The sequence below is a fragment of the Collinsella aerofaciens genome, from assembly GCF_015548375.1.
Taxonomy (GTDB): domain Bacteria; phylum Actinomycetota; class Coriobacteriia; order Coriobacteriales; family Coriobacteriaceae; genus Collinsella; species Collinsella aerofaciens_AB.
Genome location: NZ_JADMWW010000003.1, coordinates 80805 through 102755, shown reverse-complemented (window position 1 = coordinate 102755; position 21951 = coordinate 80805). Strand labels below are relative to the sequence as shown.

The 21951-nt window shown below is 60.2% G+C and carries 18 protein-coding genes and 5 tRNA genes; 19 read left to right on the top strand and 4 right to left on the bottom strand.

The annotated features are described in order from the left end of the window. Positions 1-35: 35 nt before the first annotated feature. The 9 genes from gyrB to typA all read left to right on the top strand — a co-directional run bounded on the left by gyrB (position 36) and on the right by typA (position 8891). The gene (gyrB, locus tag I1969_RS02580) at positions 36-2051 is read left to right on the top strand and encodes a DNA topoisomerase (ATP-hydrolyzing) subunit B (RefSeq protein WP_195232612.1); all 2016 of its coding nucleotides are present in this window, start codon (positions 36-38) and stop codon (positions 2049-2051) included. Between the two features lie 41 nt (positions 2052-2092). Continuing rightward, the gene (gene gyrA / locus I1969_RS02575; protein ID WP_195232656.1) at positions 2093-4804 is read left to right on the top strand and encodes a DNA gyrase subunit A; all 2712 of its coding nucleotides are present in this window, start codon (positions 2093-2095) and stop codon (positions 4802-4804) included. A 300-nt stretch (positions 4805-5104) separates the two neighbouring features. Beyond that, positions 5105-5181 (top strand) — tRNA-Ile (locus I1969_RS02570). 67 nt (positions 5182-5248) lie between these two features. Further along, a tRNA-Ala gene (locus I1969_RS02565) sits at positions 5249-5324 on the top strand. Between the two features lie 4 nt (positions 5325-5328). Next, a tRNA-Ile gene (locus I1969_RS02560) sits at positions 5329-5405 on the top strand. A gap of 159 nt (positions 5406-5564) precedes the next feature. Further along, a complete protein-coding gene (locus I1969_RS02555) occupies positions 5565-6065 on the top strand; it encodes a bifunctional nuclease family protein (RefSeq protein ID WP_195232610.1) in 501 nt (166 codons plus the stop codon). Positions 6066-6098: 33 nt separating this feature from the next. Continuing rightward, positions 6099-6455: a hypothetical protein gene (locus I1969_RS02550; protein ID WP_195232608.1), complete on the top strand. Its 357-nt coding sequence runs from the start codon at positions 6099-6101 to the stop codon at positions 6453-6455. 30 nt (positions 6456-6485) lie between these two features. Beyond that, on the top strand, positions 6486-6935 hold the full coding sequence (locus I1969_RS02545) for a hypothetical protein (protein WP_089572580.1): 450 nt from the start codon (positions 6486-6488) through the stop codon (positions 6933-6935). Between the two features lie 117 nt (positions 6936-7052). Then, positions 7053-8891, top strand: coding sequence for a translational GTPase TypA (typA, locus tag I1969_RS02540; RefSeq protein WP_022094345.1), 1839 nt, complete (start codon positions 7053-7055; stop codon positions 8889-8891). A 128-nt stretch (positions 8892-9019) separates the two neighbouring features. Here the strand turns inward: typA and I1969_RS02535 are convergent, their stop codons facing one another. After that, the gene (locus I1969_RS02535) at positions 9020-10165 is read right to left on the bottom strand and encodes a bactofilin family protein (protein ID WP_195232606.1); all 1146 of its coding nucleotides are present in this window, start codon (positions 10163-10165) and stop codon (positions 9020-9022) included. A 106-nt stretch (positions 10166-10271) separates the two neighbouring features. Continuing rightward, complete coding sequence (locus I1969_RS02530) at positions 10272-10961, bottom strand: trimeric intracellular cation channel family protein (protein ID WP_229028212.1); 690 nt, start codon at positions 10959-10961, stop codon at positions 10272-10274. Between the two features lie 304 nt (positions 10962-11265). On the opposite strand from I1969_RS02530, the gene I1969_RS02525 reads away from it, so the two are divergent. After that, entirely contained in the window at positions 11266-12273 is a 1008-nt protein-coding gene (locus I1969_RS02525) for a PDDEXK family nuclease (protein ID WP_195232602.1), read from the top strand. Positions 12274-12433: 160 nt separating this feature from the next. Here I1969_RS02525 and I1969_RS02520 read toward each other — a convergent pair. Then, positions 12434-12524: transfer RNA gene (locus I1969_RS02520), tRNA-Ser, on the bottom strand. Between the two features lie 48 nt (positions 12525-12572). Continuing rightward, positions 12573-12663, bottom strand: a tRNA-Ser gene (locus tag I1969_RS02515). A 504-nt stretch (positions 12664-13167) separates the two neighbouring features. Between I1969_RS02515 and rpsF the strand changes: the two genes are divergently transcribed. The 9 genes from rpsF (at position 13168) to I1969_RS02470 (ending at position 21948) form a co-directional block, all read left to right on the top strand. Next, entirely contained in the window at positions 13168-13461 is a 294-nt protein-coding gene (rpsF, locus tag I1969_RS02510; protein WP_006235831.1) for a 30S ribosomal protein S6, read from the top strand. A gap of 48 nt (positions 13462-13509) precedes the next feature. Beyond that, positions 13510-13962 carry a single-stranded DNA-binding protein gene (locus I1969_RS02505; protein ID WP_006235830.1) on the top strand — a complete coding sequence of 151 codons (453 nt, stop codon included), beginning with the start codon at positions 13510-13512 and terminating at the stop codon, positions 13960-13962. 72 nt (positions 13963-14034) lie between these two features. Beyond that, positions 14035-14301, top strand: coding sequence for a 30S ribosomal protein S18 (gene rpsR, locus I1969_RS02500; RefSeq protein ID WP_006235829.1), 267 nt, complete (start codon positions 14035-14037; stop codon positions 14299-14301). A 15-nt stretch (positions 14302-14316) separates the two neighbouring features. Then, positions 14317-14856, top strand: a complete 540-nt coding sequence (gene rplI / locus I1969_RS02495; protein ID WP_195232601.1) for a 50S ribosomal protein L9 — start codon at positions 14317-14319, stop codon at positions 14854-14856. Positions 14857-15074: 218 nt separating this feature from the next. Further along, a complete protein-coding gene (gene dnaB, locus I1969_RS02490) occupies positions 15075-16472 on the top strand; it encodes a replicative DNA helicase (protein WP_006235827.1) in 1398 nt (465 codons plus the stop codon). A gap of 93 nt (positions 16473-16565) precedes the next feature. After that, entirely contained in the window at positions 16566-17852 is a 1287-nt protein-coding gene (locus tag I1969_RS02485; RefSeq protein ID WP_195232598.1) for an adenylosuccinate synthase, read from the top strand. Positions 17853-17969: 117 nt separating this feature from the next. Continuing rightward, a complete protein-coding gene (purD, locus tag I1969_RS02480; protein ID WP_035136518.1) occupies positions 17970-19274 on the top strand; it encodes a phosphoribosylamine--glycine ligase in 1305 nt (434 codons plus the stop codon). A 21-nt stretch (positions 19275-19295) separates the two neighbouring features. After that, on the top strand, positions 19296-19991 hold the full coding sequence (locus tag I1969_RS02475) for an NUDIX domain-containing protein (RefSeq protein WP_195232596.1): 696 nt from the start codon (positions 19296-19298) through the stop codon (positions 19989-19991). A gap of 184 nt (positions 19992-20175) precedes the next feature. Continuing rightward, positions 20176-21948, top strand: coding sequence for an ABC transporter ATP-binding protein (locus tag I1969_RS02470; RefSeq protein ID WP_195232594.1), 1773 nt, complete (start codon positions 20176-20178; stop codon positions 21946-21948). Positions 21949-21951 lie beyond the last annotated feature (3 nt).

Below are 21951 nucleotides of genomic sequence, written 5' to 3'. Positions count from 1 at the left end.
AGGCTGTACACATTTTCTTGACTGAAGGAGGACGTGTGGCAAACGAAAACGATTACGATGGCGGCGAGATTAAGATTCTCGAAGGTCTCGAGGCCGTTCGTAAGCGCCCGGGCATGTATATCGGCTCGACGAGCGCCAGCGGTCTGCATCACCTGGTGTGGGAGATCGTTGACAACTCCGTCGACGAGGCCATGGCCGGTTTCTGCACCGAGATCCAGGTGACGGTCCACGCCGACAACTCCATCACGGTCGTCGACAACGGGCGCGGCATCCCCGTCGACGAGCACCCTGTTAAAAAGATCCCGACGCTCGAGGTCGTCATGACGATCTTGCACGCCGGCGGTAAGTTCGATAACTCGGCCTATAAGGTTTCGGGCGGCCTGCACGGCGTTGGTATCTCCGTCGTCAACGCACTGTCCAAGCGCGTGGTCGTTCAGGTTCGTCGCGACGGCAACACCTACGAGATGGAGTTCTCGCGCGGCAAGACCGTTAAGAAGATGGAGGTCGTGGGCACCTCGGATTCGACGGGCACCACCGTCACCTTCTGGCCCGACGACGAGATCTTCGAGACATGCATCTACGATTTCGATACGCTGCACAACCGTCTGCAGGAGACGGCGTTCCTCAATAAGAACCTCAAAATCGTGCTGACCGACGAGCGCGAGGCGACTCCCCATGTGGAGGAGTTTTGCTACGAGGGCGGCATCATTGACTTCGTCAAGTTCCTCAACGAGGGCAAGGACGTCCCCGAAGCCTTTAAGGAGCCCATCTACATCGAGGGCAAATCGGACCCGGACGCGCCTGTGACCAAGATGGGCGAGGTCGAGGTTTCCCTGCAGTGGAATAGCGGTTACGGCGAGAACGTCATGTCGTTTGCCAACGACATCTACACTCCCGAGGGCGGCATGCACCTTGAGGGCTTCCGCACCGCGCTCACCCGCGTAATCAACGACTACGCACGCAAGCAGAATCTGCTCAAGGAAAAAGACGCCAACCTGACCGGCGACGATGTGCGCGAGGGCCTTTCGGCCGTTATCTCGGTCAAGCTGCCCGACCCGCAGTTTGAGGGTCAGACCAAGGCCAAGCTCGGCAGCTCCTATATGCGCGCGCTCACGCTCAAGATCGTGACCGACGGCCTTGCCGATTACCTCGAGGAGCATCCCAAGCCCGCTCGCGAGATCGTCAAGAAGGCGCAACAGGCCTGCAAGGCGCGCAATGCCGCCCGCAAAGCGCGCGAAGCGACCCGTCGCAAGAGCCTGCTCGAGACGGCGTCCCTGCCCGGTAAGCTCGCCGACTGCTCGGTGCGCGATGCCGAGCTGACCGAGCTCTTCATCGTAGAGGGCGACTCGGCAGGCGGTTCGGCCAAGGACGGCCGTCGCCGAGACATCCAGGCGATTCTGCCCCTGCGCGGCAAGATTTTGAACGTCGAACGCGTTGGTGACCATCGCGCGTTCTCGAGTGACACCATTCAGTCGCTGATTACCGCGATCGGCTGCGGCGTCACGACGAGTGCCGGCGACGGCGGCGACTTCGATATCACCAAGGCGCGCTACCATAAGATCATCATCATGACCGATGCAGACGTCGACGGTGCGCATATCCGCATCCTGCTGCTGACGTTCTTCTACAAGTACATGCGTCCGCTGATCGATGCCGGCTACGTCTATGTTGCCTGCCCGCCCATCTTTGGCATTAAGGTGCGCAACAAGATCCACTACGTGTATCCCAACGGCCGCCAGCCCGAAGACGAGATCCTGCGCGACACCATCCAGAGTCTGGGCCTGAACCCCGACGATAACGACGAGGACGGCAAGATTACCAAAAAGCGCAAGGGCTATACCGTCCAGCGCTACAAGGGCCTGGGCGAGATGGACCCCAAGCAGCTTGCCTCGACGACGATGGACCCCAAGACCCGCATTCTGCAGCGCGTGTCGATCGAGGACGCCGTGGTGGCGGACCGCGCCGTGCGCGAGCTGATGGGTTCCGAGGTCGGCTATCGCCGCGAGTACATCGAGAAGCATGCACATGATGCACGATTCCTTGACGCTTAAGAGGAGGTAACGTGGCAGACGATATCAACAACAATGAGGGTATGGATGAGGCCGGCGATGCCGGTATGCCCGATGATCTGAAGCGCCTGCTTGCCCGTGCTGAGCAGGGCGAGGACGGCGACCCGGACGCCTATAACCCCGATGCCGATGATGATGAGGAAGAGGACGACGACGCCGAGCTCGAGGAGAGCTTTGGCGAAGTCGACCGTGGTGCCTCGGCCGGCGAGGATATCAACGGCGGTCAGCTCCAGATTTCGGAGTTCGGTCGCGAGATGAAGCAGTCGTTCATCGAGTATTCGATGTCGGTCATCACGGCGCGCGCCCTGCCGGACGTGCGCGACGGCTTAAAGCCGGTGCACCGCCGCATCCTGTACGCGATGAACGAGAGCGGCATCTACCCCAACCGCCCGCACAAGAAGTCAGCCTGGACGGTCGGCGAAGTTATCGGTAAGTACCACCCGCACGGTGACTTTGCGGTCTACGAGGCCATGGTCCGCCTGGCACAGTGGTTCTCCATGCGCACGCCGCTCATCGACGGTCATGGCAACTTCGGTAACATCGACGGCGACGGCGCGGCAGCCATGCGTTACACCGAGAGCCGCCTGGCAAAGCCCGCCATGGAACTGCTGCGCGACCTGCAGAAGGATACCGTCGACTGGCAGCCCAACTACGACGAATCGCTCGCCGAGCCCGTGGCACTGCCTGCGCGCTTCCCCAACCTGCTGGTCAACGGCAGCCAGGGCATCGCCGTCGGCATGGCCACCAACATCGCCCCGCATAACCTCGCCGAGGCGATCGAGGCCACCTGCTACCTGATCGACAACCCCGACGCCACCGTCGACGAGCTCATGCAGATCATGCCCGGTCCGGACTTCCCCACCGGCGCCATCATCATGGGCAGCGCCGGCATTAAGCAGAGCTACGAGACCGGCCGCGGCTCCATTACCGTGCGTGCCAAGGCGCACGTGGAGTCCACCAAGACCGGTCGCAGCCGCCTGGTCTTTACCGAGATTCCCTATATGGTCAACAAAGGCACCCTGCAGGAGAAGATCGCCCAGCTCGTCAACGACAAGCGCATCGAGGGCATCTCGGATATGCGCGATGAGTCCAACCAGAAGGGTATCCGTCTGGTCATCGAGCTCAAGAAGGGCGTCATTCCGCAGGTCGTGCTCAACAACCTGTATAAGTACACCTCGCTGCAGACGACCTTTGGCGCCAACAACCTGGCGCTCGTCAACGGCGTTCCCAAATGCCTGAGCCTGCGTGAGATGCTGCAGCACTACATCGACCACCAGGTCGACGTCGTCACTCGCCGCACCCGCTTCGACCTTAAGAAGGCCCAAGCCCGCGCGCATATCCTCGAGGGTTATCTTATGGCTCTCGACCATATCGACGAGGTCATTAGCATCATCCGCTCCTCGCAGACCGACTCCGAGGCCAGCAGCCGCTTGATCGAGCGCTTTGGCTTTACGCCCGAGCAGACCACGGCCATCCTCGAGATGAAGTTGCGCCGCCTGACCGGCCTGGAGCGCGACAAGATTCAGGAAGAGTTGGACGGCCTGCGCCGCGCCATCGCCTACTACGAGGACCTGCTGGCGCATGAGGAGAAGATCCTGGGCGTCATCAAGGAAGAGATGCGCGAGATCTCCAAGAAGTTCGGCGACAAGCGCCGCACCGAGATCAGCCAGGTTGAGAAGGACCTGGATGTCGAGGACCTCATCGCCGACGAGGATATGGTCGTGACCATCACCCACACCGGCTACGTTAAGCGTATCCCGGTGGCCGCCTACCGTGCCCAAAAGCGCGGTGGCAAGGGCGTGTCGGGCGTCAACCTCAAAGAGGACGACGTCATCGACGAGATGTTCATCGCGTCCACGCACGAGTACGTGTTGTTCTTCTCGAGCAAGGGCAAGGTCTATCGCCTGAAGGTGCACGAGCTGCCGGTGGGTACGCGCCAGGCGCGCGGTACCGCGATCGTCAACCTGCTGCCCTTCGAGGAGGGCGAGAAGATCGCGAGCGTCATCAGCTGCCGCGAGTTCCCAGCCGACGAGTACCTGATGTTTGCCACCAAGAGCGGCATGGTCAAGAAGACCGTGATGAGCGCATATGACCGCAGCCGTCGCGACGGCCTGATCGCTATCAACCTGCGTGACGACGACGCGCTGCTGAACGTGCGCCGCGTGCGCGAGGGCGACAAGATTATCCTGGCCACCACCGCGGGCAAGGCGATCATGTTCTCCGAGGAGCAGGTGCGCGCCACCGGCCGCGATACCAGCGGCGTTCGCGGTATTGGTATGAAGGACGGCGTGAGCGTTCTGGGCATGGAAGTCACTAACGGCAACGGCGATCTGTTCGTCATCACCGAGCGCGGCTACGGCAAGCGCACGCCGGTCGCGGACTACCCGGAGCAGAATCGCGGCGGCCAGGGCGTCTACACCATCCAAATGACCGAGCGTAAGGGTAACCTTGCGGCCATGAAGACGGTGGGCCCACAGCACGAGCTGTTCATCGTGACGGAGGGCGCGACGGTCATTCGCGTCAAGACCGACGAGATCAGCCAGACCGGCCGCGCCACCCAGGGCGTCAAGATGATGACCGTCGACGACAACGACCGCATCTGCGCCGTAGCCCGCATGACGGCCGCCAAAGAGAAGCCCGAGGGCGAAGGTACCGAGGCCGCAGCCGACACCGAAGAGGCCCCAGTCGACCTAGGCGACGGCAACGACATGTCAGAGGATCTCCTCGACGAGTAAGTAGTCCTCTCCGGTCAAAAACATCAGACCCCATATATCGGCGGTCGGCGCACCTGCGCGCCGACCGCTTTTTTGAAAACCTAGGGACCCGCGTTCGCCCCGGCCGCCCGGCGGCATATGAAGTCGATCGCGAGTTCCGCACGAGCCGGAGAGCACTTAATGTGCTCTCCGTGCGAGTCAGGGCTGTCTGAGCAGGCGACTTCATATGCCGCCGGGCGGCCGGGGCGAACCCCTCCAAAGATTTTCAAAAAAGTTGTTGACGCGCGCGTAACGACTCGTCTAATATATCCCTTGCGCGATGGACCTGTAGCTCAGTTGGTTAGAGCGTCCGGCTGATAACCGGGAGGTCACAAGTTCGAATCTTGTCAGGTCCACCACTTTCTTTCGCAATAAACACCCCAGCGAGAGCCGAGTCGCCGCTGGGGTGTTTATTACTGTCTCCGTGGGGGTTTAGCTCAGCTGGGAGAGCGCGGGCTTTGCAAGCCTGAGGTCAGGGGTTCGATCCCCCTAACCTCCACCATGATGGACCTGTAGCTCAGTTGGTTAGAGCGTCCGGCTGATAACCGGGAGGTCACAAGTTCGAATCTTGTCAGGTCCACCATCAAAACTGTGAAGAGCCCTGAGGCGTTGCCTCGGGGCTTTTTTCTTGTTTGCGATAAATCTCATTTTGGTTTTGTGTGCTGTGCGAAAGATTGGGTAGTATAGCTATTCAATGCGGCAACCCTGCCGCGTGTTAACCGCTACGTACCGGAGGTGTTCCATGGTTCGTGTCGACATAGAGACCATCGTCATGGCCGCCGGTCCCGTGCCATCGCTTATCGTGCTTCGCGAGCGCTGCAGCAAATCGGACTCGCCCGCGCCGTTGCGTTCCCTTTCCATTCAGACTGGTTCGTTTGAGGCTGCTGCCATTAGCCGTGGCATCGATAGCGGCCGCGCCGAGCGCCCGATTACCCATGACCTGCTGCTCGATACTGTTAGCGCCCTGGGCGCCAAGCTCGAGCGCATCGAGATCGTTCGCGCCGAGCCGCCGGTGTTCTACGCGACGATCGTCGTACTGGCCGATGGTGACGAGCGCAAGATCGACGCCCGTCCCAGTGATGCCATTGCCCTTGCCGTGCGCAGCAATGCCCCCATGTTTGTGGAAGACGACATCATGAATCGCCTGGGCACTGTTTCTACCCATGCCGAGGAAGTCGACGACGAGCAAGAGTTCGAGAAGTTCGACGAGTTCGTCCATACGCTTTCCCCCGATGATTTCTAAATGCGGGGCGGCCAGGTTGCGGAGCGTTCGCTGATGGCCGGCGGCATGTCTGCCGAGGCAGCGGCTATCGCGCGTGAAGCCCAGATGCGCTCGGAGGCATCCGAGGCGGCTCGCATTGCCTATGTGACGCAGGCCCGCACGCTTCGTGAACGCCGCGGCTCGTTTATCAAGATGGTTGTCATCTCCGTCCTTGTCGCGGCAATCTGCTCGCGCCTTCGTGGTACAGTTGGTGCGCTTGGGTTTTCGATCTCTACGGGCCTGGTGATCTGGGGTGTGGTCGACGCGGTAATGCTGACTAGTCAGATCAAGGTGCTCGACAAGCGCGCGATGGATATGATGCGCGCCCGTGACGCTGCCGCTAAGATCGCCGCCGAGGCACAGGAACTGTAACGACGCCGGACTCGATGGGAAGGTCTAAAGATGGCACAGGATATGCAGGACGCCGGTAACGTCTCCGCCGAGCTCGACGCCATGGTGTGCGATCTGATCGGCGCCTTCTTGGACGACCTGGCCGCGGGCGAGAACCCGGGCGTGGTCGTGGCAATCGAGGACGCTGCTTCCAACCGATATCTGGCGGCGCTCGACGAGGACGGCGAAGAGGCGTGCCTGGAGGCGGCCACCAACTTTATCTCCGAGCACAAGATGGGCCTTAAGGACGAGGGTCTGGGCCGCATCGCCCGTTACGCCATCGGCTACACCGGTTGTGTCGAGATCGATGGCGGCTACCATGACGCCCTGCTCGTGAGCTTCTTCGAAACCACGCTCGAGAGCGGTTTTTCGGCATATGTGCTGTATGAGGGCATGGGTGCCGGCGATGGTTTTATGTGGAGCGACCCTGAACCTGCAGGTGAGGAAACCCCTCTTATCTAAAATCGCTAAAATAAACGAGTTTTCGGTAAAAGGCTCAATATTCCCGCTGAGCGTTGCATTGCTGGGCGGGTCGCATACGCGTGCCGTTTGTATATGGATAGAAGATAGGGGAACTACATGCGCGTAGACAATCTGAGGAACATCGCCATCATCGCCCACGTCGATCACGGCAAGACGACGATGGTCGACAAGCTCCTGCGTGCCACGGACGCCTTCCGTGCCAACCAGCAGGTCGAGGACCGCGTCCTGGACTCTAACGACCAGGAGCGCGAGCGCGGCATTACGATTCTCGCCAAGAACATCTCTATCGAGTACAAGGACGTTAAGATCAACGTCATCGACACCCCGGGCCACGCCGACTTTGGCGGCGAGGTCGAGCGCGTGCTGCGTATGGCCGACGGCGCCCTGCTGCTGGTCGACGCTTTTGAGGGCCCCATGCCCCAGACCCGCTTCGTGCTGCGTCACGCTATCGACACCGGCCTTAAGATCATGATCGTCATCAACAAGATCGATCGTCCGGGCGCAAACCCCGAGAAGGCCTACAACGACTGCCTGGACCTCATGGCCGACCTGGGTGCCACCGACGACCAGCTTGAGTTCGCCATGGAGCACGTGGTCTACGCCAGCGCCATGAATGGCTTTGCCCGCCTTGACCCCAACGACGGCAACATGGACATGTACCCGCTGCTCGACATGATCATCGACGATATGCCCGCGCCCGAGGTTGACGAGAACGCCCCGCTGGCCATGCAGTGCGTGACCATCGACCACTCCAACTTCGTTGGCCGTATCGGCATCGGTCGCGTGTACTCCGGCACCATCCACCAGGGCGACCAGATCCTGGTTGTCAAGAACGACGGCTCCAGCGCCACCTCTACCGTCAAGCAGCTCTTTACCTTCGACTACCTGGGCCGCACCGAGTGCCAGGAAGTCGGCGCCGGTGACATCGCCGCCGTCGTGGGCATCGACCGCACCGATATCGGCGATGTCTACACCGATCCCGAGAACCCCGTCGAGCTCGAGCCCATCGAGATTGACCCGCCGACCCTGTCCATCGTCTTTGAGGCTTCGACCTCCCCGCTCGTCGGTCGCGACGGCGACATCGTGGGCGCCCGTCAGCTCAAGGAGCGCCTGTTCAACGAGGCCGAGAACAACGTGACCATGAAGATCGAGGAGCTCGAGGACAAGAGCGGCGTCGAGGTCTCGGGTCGCGGCATTCTGCACCTGTCCGTCCTGATGGAGTCCATGCGCCGCGAGGGCTTTGAGTTCCAGGTCGGCCGTCCCCGCGTTCTGTTTAAGAAGGACGAGAACGGCAACAAGATGGAGCCCGTCGAGCAGGCCGTCGTCGAGTGCCCGGACGAGTACTCGGGCAAGGTCGTTGAGGTCTTCGGTACCTCCGGCGGCATCATGACGAGCATGGATACCTCGGGCATCGTGACGCACCTCGAGTTTAAGATCCCGACCCGCGGCATCATGGGTCTTAAGAACCGCATCATGAACGTCACTCACGGCGAGGGCGTGTTCTACCACACCTTCCTGGAGTACGGCCCCTACGCCGGCGAGATCGGCAACCGTCAGAACGGCGCCATGATCTCCATGACCACCGAGAAGGCCGTTGCCTACGCTCTGGGTACGCTGCAGGAGCGCGGCCAGCTGTTTGTTGAGCCGGGCACCGAGTGCTACGAGGGCATGATCGTGGGCGAGCGCAGCAAGGCTGGCGACATGGTCGTCAACATCGCCCGTACCAAGAACCTGGGCAACCAGCGTTCCTCTACCTCCGATATCTCCGTCCAGCTGGTGCCGCCTCGCACCTTCTCGCTGGAGGAGGCGCTGGAGTACATTGCCGACGACGAGCTGGTGGAGATCACTCCCAAGAACATCCGCCTGCGCAAGCGTCTGCTCAACGCCACCGACCGTAAGAAGGCTGCTGTCCGCGCCGGTCAGGTCAACAAATAAGCACTGGGGCTTATAACCGCCAATAAGAAAGGGCGTCGACCGCAATGGTCGGCGCCCTTTTTGTGCACAGGGACTGAGCTGGTCTGCACCACCACAAAGGTGCCTGGCCCCTTTATGGTGGTTGGCGGCTAAGCGGTGGGGAGTCCTGGCGTGTTAGCCGGCTGCTGCGGTTTGAGGTGGGCGTTGCGCCAGATGATCTGGATGATGTAGCCGAGTGTAAAGACGAAGGTCACGCCGCTGATGAAATCACCTACGAGGGGGATTGCCGTAAGCGCGCCCGCGGCGATGCCACCTACGGCCGCCATGGCGTAACGGTTCTGGCTGTGTCCGACCATGCGGGCGATCGCACACCCCGCAAAGGCACTCGACACCAACGCGATGCCGATAACGCCGCACAAGAGGGCTCCGGCAAGCGACAGACCAGCGATAGAGATAATCAGCAGTAGGACGGCGGGGACGATAGCAATCGTGCTCAGAAGACCGCTCACCCACAGGGGCATGGGGCGCTGGTGGAGCATGCCGGCGGCGCTGGCGGTCGCGCGCGGAAAGACGAGCTCGAGCAGCAGAGCGACAAAGCAGGTCGAGAGTGCCGCGGCGACGATACCGCCGATGACATCGTTAACGGTGGAAGTATCCTCGTTCTCGGTGCGCTCGATCTTGAGCGCGCCTACCTCGGCGCCTGCGGCACGCTCGGGGTCCTCGGAGACGTGCGCGTTCACGGTGCCGGTGATGTGGGCGTTCTTGCCCAGGATGAGCTTGTCGGCCCAAACCTCGACATCGCCATTGACCGTGCCGTCGATAGTCACCGTGTCGCCCGCGAGCGCTGCCGACTTGACGGAGCCGCGCAGGGCGACCGTCTCGCCCACTGCGTAGAAGCAACTGGCAGTGCTATCGGTGTTGAGGACGATGTGCTGGCCGGCAACCGTAACGCTGCCGTCAACCGTGGTCTTGGCGATATCGATAGTGCGTGCCGCCAAGCGGACGGCGCCACCCACCGTGCAGTCGCGGATAGAGAGGGTATCGCCCGCGGCGATGATATCGCGGTCGATGGACACATCATCCAAGTTGAGGGCCTGACCGGCCCAGTACAGGTCACCCTCAACGCCGGACGGATTGGCGTCATTGTCGGTCGCAAGTACGTTGCCTGCGGTGTCCGTGCCGGCGAACGACGCCGTGGGAAGCACGGTGATCGCCAGCGCGATGAGCGCGAATAGGATGGTGATGCGGCCCCATGCTTTACGGCGCTGGGTCAACGGGAATTGATTGCAGGGCATAGTGAATCCTTCGTTAGATACTCGGCATATATCTAACAGGGTACCCAACGCGTGGGCGCTCTAAAAGAACCTCTCGGTTGCATTTCGAAGGGTCGTGCCGTGCTGTCTACTTTTTACGGTGCAAGAAGCGCGCGATATCTTCTTCGGTGGGGCTTTTGATATCAAAGCGCAGCGAGAGCCAGCGCAGACCCATGGTCACGACAACGCATACGACCAGCGCGGCGACATTGCTCATGATGCCGCTCGTAACGAGACACACATAGCTTGTCGATCCGGCGATGGCGGCGATGGCATAAAAGTTAGTACGTTGGAAAATGCCCGGAACCACGCCCATAAAGCCGTCGCGCAACATGCCGCCGCCCACCGCGGTGAAAAAGCCCATCATGATGCACACCGCCGGCGCAAAGCCGTAGACCAGCGCCTTGTCTGCTCCAGTGGCGGCGTAGATGCCGACCGAGATGATGTCGAGCAGGGGAATGAGTTTTTCGGGTTTGTCGACGATTGCCGGGAAAATATAGATGATGGCTGCTGTGGCAATGGAAAGTGGCAGCGCCATCGGCTGGTTGAGGATGTAGACGTTGCCCACCTGCAGCGTCATGTCGCGCAAGAGACCGCCGCCCAGACCGCAGACCACCGCGAGCGCGACCGCGCCCACCAGGTCGAGCTTGTGCTCGCGCGCAACCAGCACACCCGAGATCGATGCAGCGACAACAGCGAACATCTCGAGCCAAAACGGAATGGCGACCATGGCATCCGATGCATGTGAGGTAATGGTCATAGCGGCGACGACGGGCAAGATGGGGTCCTTTGGATTACGGATTTGGACAATGCCCGTACATAGTACATGTTCGGCGCCGATTGCGACCCTATTGCTCGGCAAACGGTCGGGACTGGGTGGGGGCATGGCGTTGCTGGAATGCCAGGGGTCCAGAACATGTACGTCACCCTCCAAAAACGACATTTTCCGACATCTTTGGAGGCTGACGTACATGTTTGGATTGAGCTCACAGCATGAGTGAGTTGATTTACTCACATCCGGTATATTTCCCCACTTCAACGGACATAAGAGTTGGATACCGGCTCAGAGCGAGAGGCCCTCAATGGATACCCCTGTTCTCATTTCGCATAAAACCGCATGGCTTGTCCATCATGCACCCCAGAATTTGGTTCAGTCTCTTGCGCGGCACGACTACCAGATAGGCGCACAAGGCATCTCCACCCAGCAACGTGTTGCGCGCATACGACAGGCCCTTACCGACTGCGGCATTCCGTCCGATATGCTTAAGACTATCGATATCGCGGTTGTATTCGAATTTGAGCGAATTCGTACCAAAGGCGTCGTTTGCCACATTCTTGGACAAAATCTTCCCTACGAGCATATTAACGAGTTGACGCCCGGAATCTTCATCACCGACGAAGCCTTCACCTTCGCGCTCGCTGCCGAGTGGATGGATAGGATCGAATATCTCGAATATGGCTATGAAGTTTGCGGCGATTATCGCATGAGGCTCAATCCCGCCGACCCTTATACCGAGCAACCAGCCACCACCTCCAAGGATGAAATAACCGAACTGCTCGATCGGCACCCCGGCAAACCCGGTGCCACACGTGCACGGCTTGCGCTCAGGCACATCTACGATCACTCGGCCTCGCCTATGGAGACCGCTTCGGCAATCGCCCTCTCGCTCCCAACAAGCGAAGGCGGCGTTGGCATCCGAGGTATCGAACTCAACAAACCGCTCGAGATCCCTCAACGTCTCTGGCATTGCGCCAAAGCTCGAACACTCAAAATCGATGCGCTCGTGACCTATAAGCGCAGGGCGCTCGGTATCGAATATAAGGGCGGTTTTCACGATGAGCTCGAGCGCAAGGGAGCAGATGCGGAGCGAGAGGCCGTTCTCTCCCAAATGGGATATCGAATCGTTACGCTCACTTCGGCTCAGTTCAGTAGTCAGCTCGCCTTTCACCGCGCCATGAACAACATTCGCGAAGCACTCGGCATGCCTCGCTGTACCGACACCGGGTACCAGAGAAAACAAAACGAACTACGCAAGGCACTTATCCGCAACTGGAAAAGCATACGAGACGAGGAGGCACCTTCCGAATAGTGCCGCTCCCGTGAGCTCAATCCAAACGTGTACGTCAGCCTCCAAAGATGTCGAAAAATGTCGGTTTTGGAGGGTGACGTACATGTTTGGGGAAGCGTGGGATCGAGACGTATTTCGATAACAAAAAAGCTCCCATTCTTGGGAGCTTTCTCAACCAAAATGGCGGAGGAGGAGGGATTCGAACCCTCGTGACCTTATACAGGCCAAACGGTTTTCGAGACCGCCGCATTCAACCACTCTGCCACCCCTCCGCGTGGGGTAAAAACAAAGCAGGCTCGAAGGCCTGCTTTGGAATTAACTGGCGGAGAGTCAGGGATTTGAACCCTGGAGACGCTTTTGACGCCTACACGATTTCCAATCGTGCTCCTTCGGCCACTCGGACAACTCTCCGTTAAATGCGAAAGTCAGTATACACGAGGAATCGCAAAGTGCAAACAGAAAAGTTGGCATTTTTTAAAACGTTCGGCCGCGCTTGGCGTTGCAGTGGGGTTTGAGGTGACAAAAAACGGCTTCCGACCAGCGTGGTTGATCAACTCAATTGTTCAAAAGGGGTATTCATAAGCGACTTGGCAATGAATTTAAAAATCTTTGGGTGGTGCTGTGGACCACTGGCATGCATTTTGCGACCACAGCCTTATGCCCGTTGACCTGCGGCTTGGCTCAGCTTGTCCCCGCGGCATCGTATCTTGTCCACAAATCCGTCAAGCTCTTGGTCGGCATTTGGTTGGAATGCGCATGAAACGTGGTGCGAGCATGGGCATATGTGGAGGTCATGAGGTTGTAGCTGCATATTCTTGCGGCCTGGGAGGTTGAAAGATATTATTACCAAGTCTTTTCCTGCTTCAGGCGCACCTTCACGACCTGAAGCCACATTTGCCCAGAGGAGGTGACAATATGAAGGCTTATGAACTGCTGTTCTTTGTTGACCCGTCGCTCGACCCCGAGACTCGTCTCGCTGTTATGAAGCGTATCGATACCACGATCGCTGAGGGCGCTGGCAAGGTCGACTCCGTTGACGAGTGGGGCAAGCGCAAGCTCGCCTACGAGATCAACGACCTCACCGATGGTGACTACACCCTCATCAACTTCCACGCAGATCCTACCCAGATCGCCGAGCTTGATCGCGTCCTGCGCATCACCGACGCTGTGGTCCGCCACATGATCGTCCGCCGCGACGACCAGGAGTAAGACTGTCGTTTTGGACTGGGCTTGTGCCCCAAGAGGAAGTAGTGAGTTATGAGCATCAATCGAGTGAACATCACCGGTAACCTCACCCGCGATCCCGAGCTGCGCGCCACCGCCGGCGGAACCCAGGTTCTGTCCTTTGGCGTCGCCGTGAACGATCGTCGCCGCAACGCGCAGACTGGCGAGTGGGAGGACTATCCCAACTTTGTCGACTGCACCATGTTCGGCACCCGCGCCGAGGCCGTGAGCCGTTTCCTGGCAAAGGGAAACAAGGTCGCGATCGAGGGCAAGCTGCGCTACAGCTCTTGGGAGCGCGACGGCCAGCGCCGGAGCAAGCTTGAGGTCATCGTCGATGAGATCGAGTTTATGAGCTCCCGTGGTGGCCAGGGTGGCTACGATCAGGGCGGTTACGCCCCCGCAGCCCCCGCGCCCGCAGCACGTCCTGCCGCACCGGTGGCTACGCCGCCTGCGGTCGACGTCTACGATGAGGACATCCCGTTCTAAGGGTTGTTCACCTATTTTTGAGTGAGAGGCGGCTTCGGTTCGCCGAAGTTGCCAAATGAAAGGTATTTTGACATGGCTAATGATTTTTCTGCACGTCAGCCGCGTCGTAAGTACTGCCAGTTCTGCAAGGAGAACACTGAGTTCATCGACTATAAGGACACTCAGCTTCTCCGTAAGTACATGACCGACCGTGGCAAGATCAAGCCCCGTCGCGTCACTGGCGCTTGCACGCAGCATCAGCATGACATCGCCAACGCCATCAAGCGCGCCCGCGAGATGGCTCTCCTGCCGTACACCGTCCCCGTGGTTTCCTCTCGTGGCAACCGCGACCGCGGCTAAGAAGGGAGACGCATCATGAAGGTTATTCTTCTCGATGAGATCAAGGGCAAGGGCGGCGAGGGTGACGTCGTAGAGGTCGCTCAGGGTTACGCTGAGAACTTCCTGTTCCCCAAGAAGCTCGCTGTTGCCGCCACCAAGGGCAACCTCAAGCAGCTTGACGAGCGTCGCAACAACATCGCCAAGCGCGAGGCCGTCCGTCTGGCTACCGCCAACGAGACCAAGGCTGCCTTCGAGGGCAAGACGGTCACCGTTGACGTCAAGGTCGGCGACGAGGGCATCCTCTTTGGCTCCGTTACCGCCGCTATGATCGCTGACGCCATCAAGGCTCAGCTCGGTATGGACATCGACCGCAAGCGCGTCGAGCTCGGTAAGCCCATCAAGGTTGCCGGTGCCCACACCGTTGCCATCTCGCTGTACCGCGAGATCAAGGCCGAGGTTGTCGTTCTCGTCGGCGTTACCGCCGATGAGCTCGCTGCCGAGGCTGAGGTCGAGGAGGCCGCTGAGGTCGCCGAGGCCGAGACCGCCGAGGTCGAGACTGAGGCTGCTGCCGAGTAGCATTTGCTGCAACGCAACAATCTTGTTCTAAGAAGGGCGCTCTGGGAAACCAGGGCGCCCTTTTGCTTTTTGCGCTGAGTGAGTGTCATGGTGAACGTTGCGTCGAAGTCCTATATACAGGACCGTTCATCCGTTTGGTTCGGTGATGATTGGCGGCGCGCGGTCCGTTTTTGGACCGTGGCTGATACTATGGATGCTCGCAAGCGATATGAATGAGGATGCTCATGGCATATGACGATAGGGAGACCGGGCTGACGGTTGAGGACCGCGGCTCAAAGTTGGGTCTTCCCCAAAACCAAGATGCAGAGGCCAATGTACTGGCCGCTATGCTGCTATCGCCCGAGGTGGTCGAAGAAGCCCAGGTCGAGCTGCAGCCCGATGACTTCTACCGGCCCATTCATAAGACCATCTATACCGCGATGGTCGATATGTACAACAGCCGCATTCCCATCGACTCCATCTCGCTGATCGATTATCTGCGAAGCATCAACAAGCTCGACGCCGTGGGCGGCGAGGCGTACATTTTGGAGTTGATGGGTCAGACCCTGTCGCTCGTCAACTGGCAGCACCATGCCGCCATCGTTCGCCGCGACTCGATGCTGCGCGAGCTGATCGGCGCCACCAACGAGATCAACGCGCTGGCATATAACGCCCCCACCGACACCAAGGAGGTTGTCGAGCTGGCCGAGAGCAAGCTGCTCAAGGTCACGGCACGCGAGGTCAAGTCGAGCTACAAGACGCTGACCGAGTTTATGGTCGAGGCCTATAACGAGGCCGAGGAAGTGTGCCAGGCCGGTGGTCAGGCGGCGGGCGTTCCCACGGGCTTCCCGTCGCTCGACCGCATGCTCATGGGCTTCCGCGAGGGCCAGCTCATCATCATCGGCGCCCGTCCTGCTGTGGGTAAGACGTCGTTCGCCCTGAATTTGGCGCTCAACGCCGCCGCTGCGGGCTATACCGTCGGCTTCTTCTCGCTGGAGATGTCGGGCAAGGAAATTGCCCAGCGTCTGATTTGCGCCTACGCCATGATCTCGATCAGTGACTTCCGCATGGGTCGAATTAGCCCCGAGCAGTGGGCCAACATCAACGAGGCCACGCAGACCTTGTCTAAGCTCGATATTTTGATTGACGATACGCCTGGCACCACGGTGACCGAGATTCGCGCCAAGAGCCGCCGCATGCTCCATAACAAGGAGAAGGCCATCATCATCCTGGACTACCTGCAGCTGGTGAGCCCTCCGCCGGGGCGTCGCTCCGAGAGTCGCACCGTCGAGGTTTCGGAGATGTCGCGTGGTCTGAAGATCATGGCTAAGGAGCTCAAGATCCCGCTCATCGCGCTGTCGCAGCTTTCGCGTCAGGTCGAATCCCGTACCGGCAAGCGCCCGCAGCTTTCCGACCTTCGTGAATCGGGCTCCATCGAGCAGGACGCCGATATCGTTATGTTCTTGGACCGCTCCGCCGACGAGGCCGAAGCCTCGCGCGACGATCGACCCGACGAGGGCGTTACGCGTATCGTCGTGGCCAAGAACCGTTCGGGCCCGATCGGCGACGTCGATCTGATGTTCCTGCCGGCATCCACCAAGTTCTATGAGCTTGATGGGGCACATGCCGAGGAGTAGGACAGGCGCCCGTTGCACGGGTATACTGGGAATGTTTTGTGCTTCTGCGTGCCGGCGTGGCGCGTAGACAGTCCATGAATGTAAGGAGTAAACATGCCGTCAACCGTTTTGGTCGGTGCCCAGTGGGGCGATGAGGGCAAGGGTAAGATTTGCGACCTGGTCGCCGGCGACTTCGATGCCGTCGTGCGCTACTCGGGCGGCAACAACGCCGGTCACACCATCGTCGTCAATGGCAAGAAGTACGGCCTGCACCAGGTGCCCTCCGGCATCATGTATTCCGACCACGTGTCGGTGATCGGTAACGGCTGCGTCGTCAACCCCAAGGTTGTTCTTGAGGAGATCGACATGTTCGAGGCCGACGGCATCACCACCAAGAACCTCAAGATTAGTGGCAACGCGCATGTCATCATGCCGTACCACATCGATCTGGATGGCGCCTTTGAGCAGAAGCTCGGCAAGAAGAACATCGGTACCACCAAGCGCGGCATCGGTCCGTGCTATCAGGACAAGATGGCCCGCATTGGCCTGCGCATGCAGGACATGCTGGACGAGGCACTGTTCCGCGACAAGCTGGAGACCGCTCTCGCCCGCGTGAACCCCGAGCTCGAGCTCATCTACAACCTGCCCACCTACACCGTGGACCAGATTTGCGACGAGTACCTGCCGATGGCCGAGCGCCTGCGTCCCTACATCACTGAGACGAGTCTGCTGCTCAACAACATGATCGACGAGGGCAAGGACCTGCTGTTTGAGGGCGCCCAGGCGACGCTGCTCGACATCGACCACGGCACCTATCCGTACGTGACGTCTTCCAACTGCACCGCCGGCGGCGCCATTACCGGCTCCGGCGTCGGTATGAAGAATGTCGACCGCGTGCTGGGCGTCATGAAGGCCTATATCACCCGCGTCGGTTCGGGCCCCATGCCCACCGAGCTTTCCTATGAGTCCGAGGCTGGCCACACGCTGACCGAGGAGGGCTATGAGTACGGCGTGACCACCGGTCGCCGTCGTCGTTGCGGCTGGTTTGACGGCCCTATCGCCAACTATGCCTCGCGCGTCAACGGCCTCACCGACATCGCCGTGACCAAGCTCGACGTGCTTTCGGCCTTCGACACCATCAAGGTGTGCGTGGCCTACGACGTCGATGGCGAGCGCTACACCAGCGTGCCCGAGCACCAGGTGCGCTTTGAGCATGCCGAGCCCATCTACGAGGAGCTCCCTGGCTGGAAGTGCGACATCACCGGTTGCCGCAGCTTTGAGGAGCTGCCGCAAGAGGCTCAGGACTACGTGGCGTTTATCGAGGATCTGGCACACACCCGCGTGACGTTCATTGGCGTTGGCGCCGGTCGCGAGCAGATCATCAACCGATTCTGGAAGTAATCGGTTTATACGGTTATTGCGATATACCCCTTTGCAGCCCAGACGGGCGGCCGAGGGGTATATTTGCTTGCAAAGGGCTCGCGCGGAGCGGGCCATTCATCCATAGAGGAGGCACCCTTGAAGGCGGACACTCAAACCATCGACATCCTGTTGTTGGGCAGCGGCGGCCGCGAGCATGCTCTGGCAGCCAAGCTCGCAGCATCACCGCGCGCCGGCAAGCTCTACATCGCGCCGGGTAACGGCGGCACCGCGAGCTGCGGCGAGAACGTGGTTCTCGACGACTGCGATCCTGCGGCCGTGGCGGCGTTTGCTCAGAGCCACGGATGCGGACTCGTGGTAATTGGCCCCGAGGCTCCGCTCGTGGCGGGCGTGGCCGACGCCGTGCGCGCGGCGGGTATTCCCTGCTTTGGCCCGGGTGCCGAGGGCGCCCAGATGGAGGGCTCTAAGCTGTTCTCCAAGCAGCTCATGGAGCGTGCGGGCATTCCGACGGCAGCCTACGGCTCGTTTACCGACGAGGCTTCGGCTCTCGCCTACGTGCGCGAGCAGGGCGCCCCGCTGGTCGTCAAGGCCGACGGCCTTGCCGCGGGCAAGGGCGTTATCGTGGCGACCGAACTTGAGCAGGCCGAGGAAGCCGTACGCGAGTGCTTTGGCGGCACCTTTGGCGATGCCGGCAACACCGTGGTTATCGAGGAGATGCTGACCGGCCCCGAGTGCTCGCTGCTGGCCTTTACCGACGGCAAGACCGTGCGCCCCATGGCCACCTCGCAGGACCACAAGCGCGCGCTCGAGGGCGACAAGGGTCCCAACACCGGTGGCATGGGCGTCTACAGCCCGGTGCCCATCGTGACTGACGAGGAGCACGCCACCATGGTGAAGGTCATGGAGCAGACCGTGGCCGAGCTCGCTGCCGAGGGCATTGACTACCGCGGCTGCCTGTATGGCGGCTTTATGCTCACTCCCGCCGGCCCCAAGGTGCTGGAGTTCAACGCCCGCTTTGGTGATCCCGAGACGCAGGTCGTGCTGCCGCGCCTTAAGAACGACCTGGTCGAGGTCATGCTGGCTTGTGCCAACTGCGAGCTCGATCAGATTGAGCTCGACTGGCGTGACGAGTGGGCCGTGGCCGTTGTCCTGACGAGCGCGGGCTACCCCGGCAGCTACGAGAAGGGCAAGGTCATCACCGGTATCGCCGATGCCGAGGCCATGGAGAACGTGACCGTATACCACGCGGGCACTGCCGTGGTGGACGGTCAGCTCGTGACCAATGGTGGCCGCGTGCTTGCCGTGACCGCTCTGGGCGACACGTTCGAGAACGCTCGCAACCTTGCCTACGAGGCCTGCGAGAAGATTGATTTTGAGGGCAAGACCCTGCGTCACGACATCGGCCTGCGCGCGCTGCGCGGTCGCGACGCCTGGGATGCCTAAAATCCGAGAGGAATGAGACGGATGGACGAGAAGAACGAAGAGCTCGTGGACGCGCAGATCGTCGAAGAGGACAGCCGCATGTATGGGCACGCCGAGGGCGAGCCTGGTGGCGAGGTCGCTGACGAGCCGGCGCTGGTGTTGGGCGATGACGACCCGCACGATGCCGAGCTGCACGAGAAGATTCTTTCGGAGGAGTGCGCCTGGAAGGGCAAGATTCTCGACGTCCACCGGCTTGAGGTTGAGCTGCCTAACGGTCACCGCAGCGCCCGCGATATCGTTCGCCATCCGGGTGCGGCGGCCGTTGTGGCACTGACCGAGAGCGGCAAGATCGTACTGGTGCGTCAGTACCGCACCGCCATCGACCGCGTGACGGTCGAGATTCCTGCCGGCAAGCTCGACCCGGGCGAGGACCCGCTCGATTGCGCCAAGCGCGAACTGCATGAGGAGACGGGCTTTAGGGCTGGTCGTATTCGCTTTTTGACGTCGATTGTCACGTCCTGCGGTTTTTGCGATGAGATCATCCATATCTACTTGGCTACCAAGCTCGAGTTTGATGCGCCCAACCCCGATGATGACGAGTTTGTCAACGTGGACCTGGTGCCGCTGCACGAGCTGATCGACGCCGTACTCGACGGCAAGATCGAAGACGCCAAGACCGTCGTAGGCGCCTTGGCCTGTGACAGCATCGCGCACCGACTAGGCGGAGCGGAGCTTTAACGAGCGGGGATGATCCCGCAGGTTTGTGTAAGTCAGCGAAAGTGCTCCATTTGAGACAAGGTGGCCTAAAAGAGGAGGGAAGCGTATGGATATACGCGACCGACGATTGAAGGCCAGATTGTCCAAATGGAGCACTTGCAGCGTCGAGACGAAACGCGGTTTGGTAAAACCGCGTAAGGTGATTATGCTGAAGAGGTTTCTTTCGTATTACGAGCCCCAGATGGGGCTTTTTGTTGCTGATACTGTTTGTGCTCTGGTGCTTGCCGCCATTGACCTGGCGTTCCCCATTATCCTGCGCAATTTGACCGGTGGGCTGTTTACTCAGGGTCAGGCTGCCATTATGCAGGCGCTCGGCATGATCGCGGTGGGCTTGGTGCTGATGTATGCCGCCCGCTGCGCCTGCCGTTATTTTGTGAGCTATTGGGGTCACGTGATGGGCGCGCGTATGGAGTCCAAAATGCGCGAGGACCTGTTCGACCAGTATGAGCGCTTTAGCTTTGCGTACTTCGACCGCAACAGCTCGGGCGACATGATGAGCCGCGTGGTCAACGACCTGTTCGATATCTGCGAGGCGGCGCACCACGTGCCCGAGTGGATCATCATCTGCGGCATCGAGATCATCGGCTCGTTTGTGATCCTCTTTACCATCGCCCCGGTGCTGGCGCTTGCCATGGCCGTGGTGACGGCGGCGTTTGCGGTCATCATGTTTTGGCAGAACATGCGCATGCGCGAGGTCTTTAGCGACAACCGCAAAAAGATCAGCGGCATCAATGCGCAGCTGCAGGATTCGCTGGCGGGCATGCGCGTGGTCAAGAGCTTTGCCAACGAGGAGACCGAGCGCGCCAAGTTCCGCGCCTCCAACAATCGCTATCTTTCGTCCAAGGAGAACATGTATCACGCCATGGGCGTCTATACCGCGACGTATGGCCTGCTCTCGGGTGTGCTCTATGTGATCGTGGTGCTGCTGGGCGGCTGGCTGGTCGCCCAGGGACAGCTGCAGGCGGTCGATATGGCGACCTTTGCACTCTATATTTCGCTGTTCTGCACGCCGCTCGAGACACTCGTCAATTCGGCCGAAACGTATCAGAAGGCTATCGCCGGCTTTAAGCGTATGGACGAGGTGCTCTCGACCGTGCCGGATATCCAGGACAAGCCGGGCGCCACGGATCTGCAGGTGACCGCCGGCGCCGTGGAGTATCACGACGTGTGCTTTAACTACGAGGATGTCGAGCTGGGCGAGGGCGATGCCGACGAGCGTCCCGTTATCGACCATATGGATCTGTCCATCAAGCCCGGGCAGACCATCGCTTTGGTTGGCCCTTCGGGCGGCGGCAAGTCCACGACCTGTTCGCTGCTGCCGCGCTTTTATGACGTGGCTGCCGGCTCCATTAGCATCGACGGCCAGGATGTGCGCGATGTGACGCAGCAGAGCCTGCGTCGTGCCATCGGCCTGGTGCAGCAGGATGTCTACCTGTTTGACGGAACAATCGGCGAGAACATCGCCTACGGCAAGCCGGGTGCTACGGCAGAAGAGATCGCCGAGGCGGCCCGCCGCGCCAATATCGATACCTTTATCGAATCGCTTCCGCAGGGCTACGACACCGTGGTAGGCGAGCGCGGCAGCCGTCTTTCGGGCGGACAGAAGCAGCGCGTTGCCATCGCGCGCGTGTTTCTCAAGAATCCCAAGATCCTTATTTTGGATGAGGCGACGAGTGCTTTGGATAACGAGAGCGAGGAGGCGGTGCAGGAGTCGCTCGAAGAGCTGGCACGCGGCCGTACCACGATTATCATCGCCCATCGTCTTTCGACCATTAAGCATGCCGATGAGATTGCGACCGTTGAGCATGGTCGCGTTGTGGAGCGTGGCACGCACGAGGAGCTTCTCGCCCGTGGCGGCACCTATGCCCGTTACTATCGAATGCAGTTCGAAGGTGCGCGTGCGCACGAGCTCGACTGATTG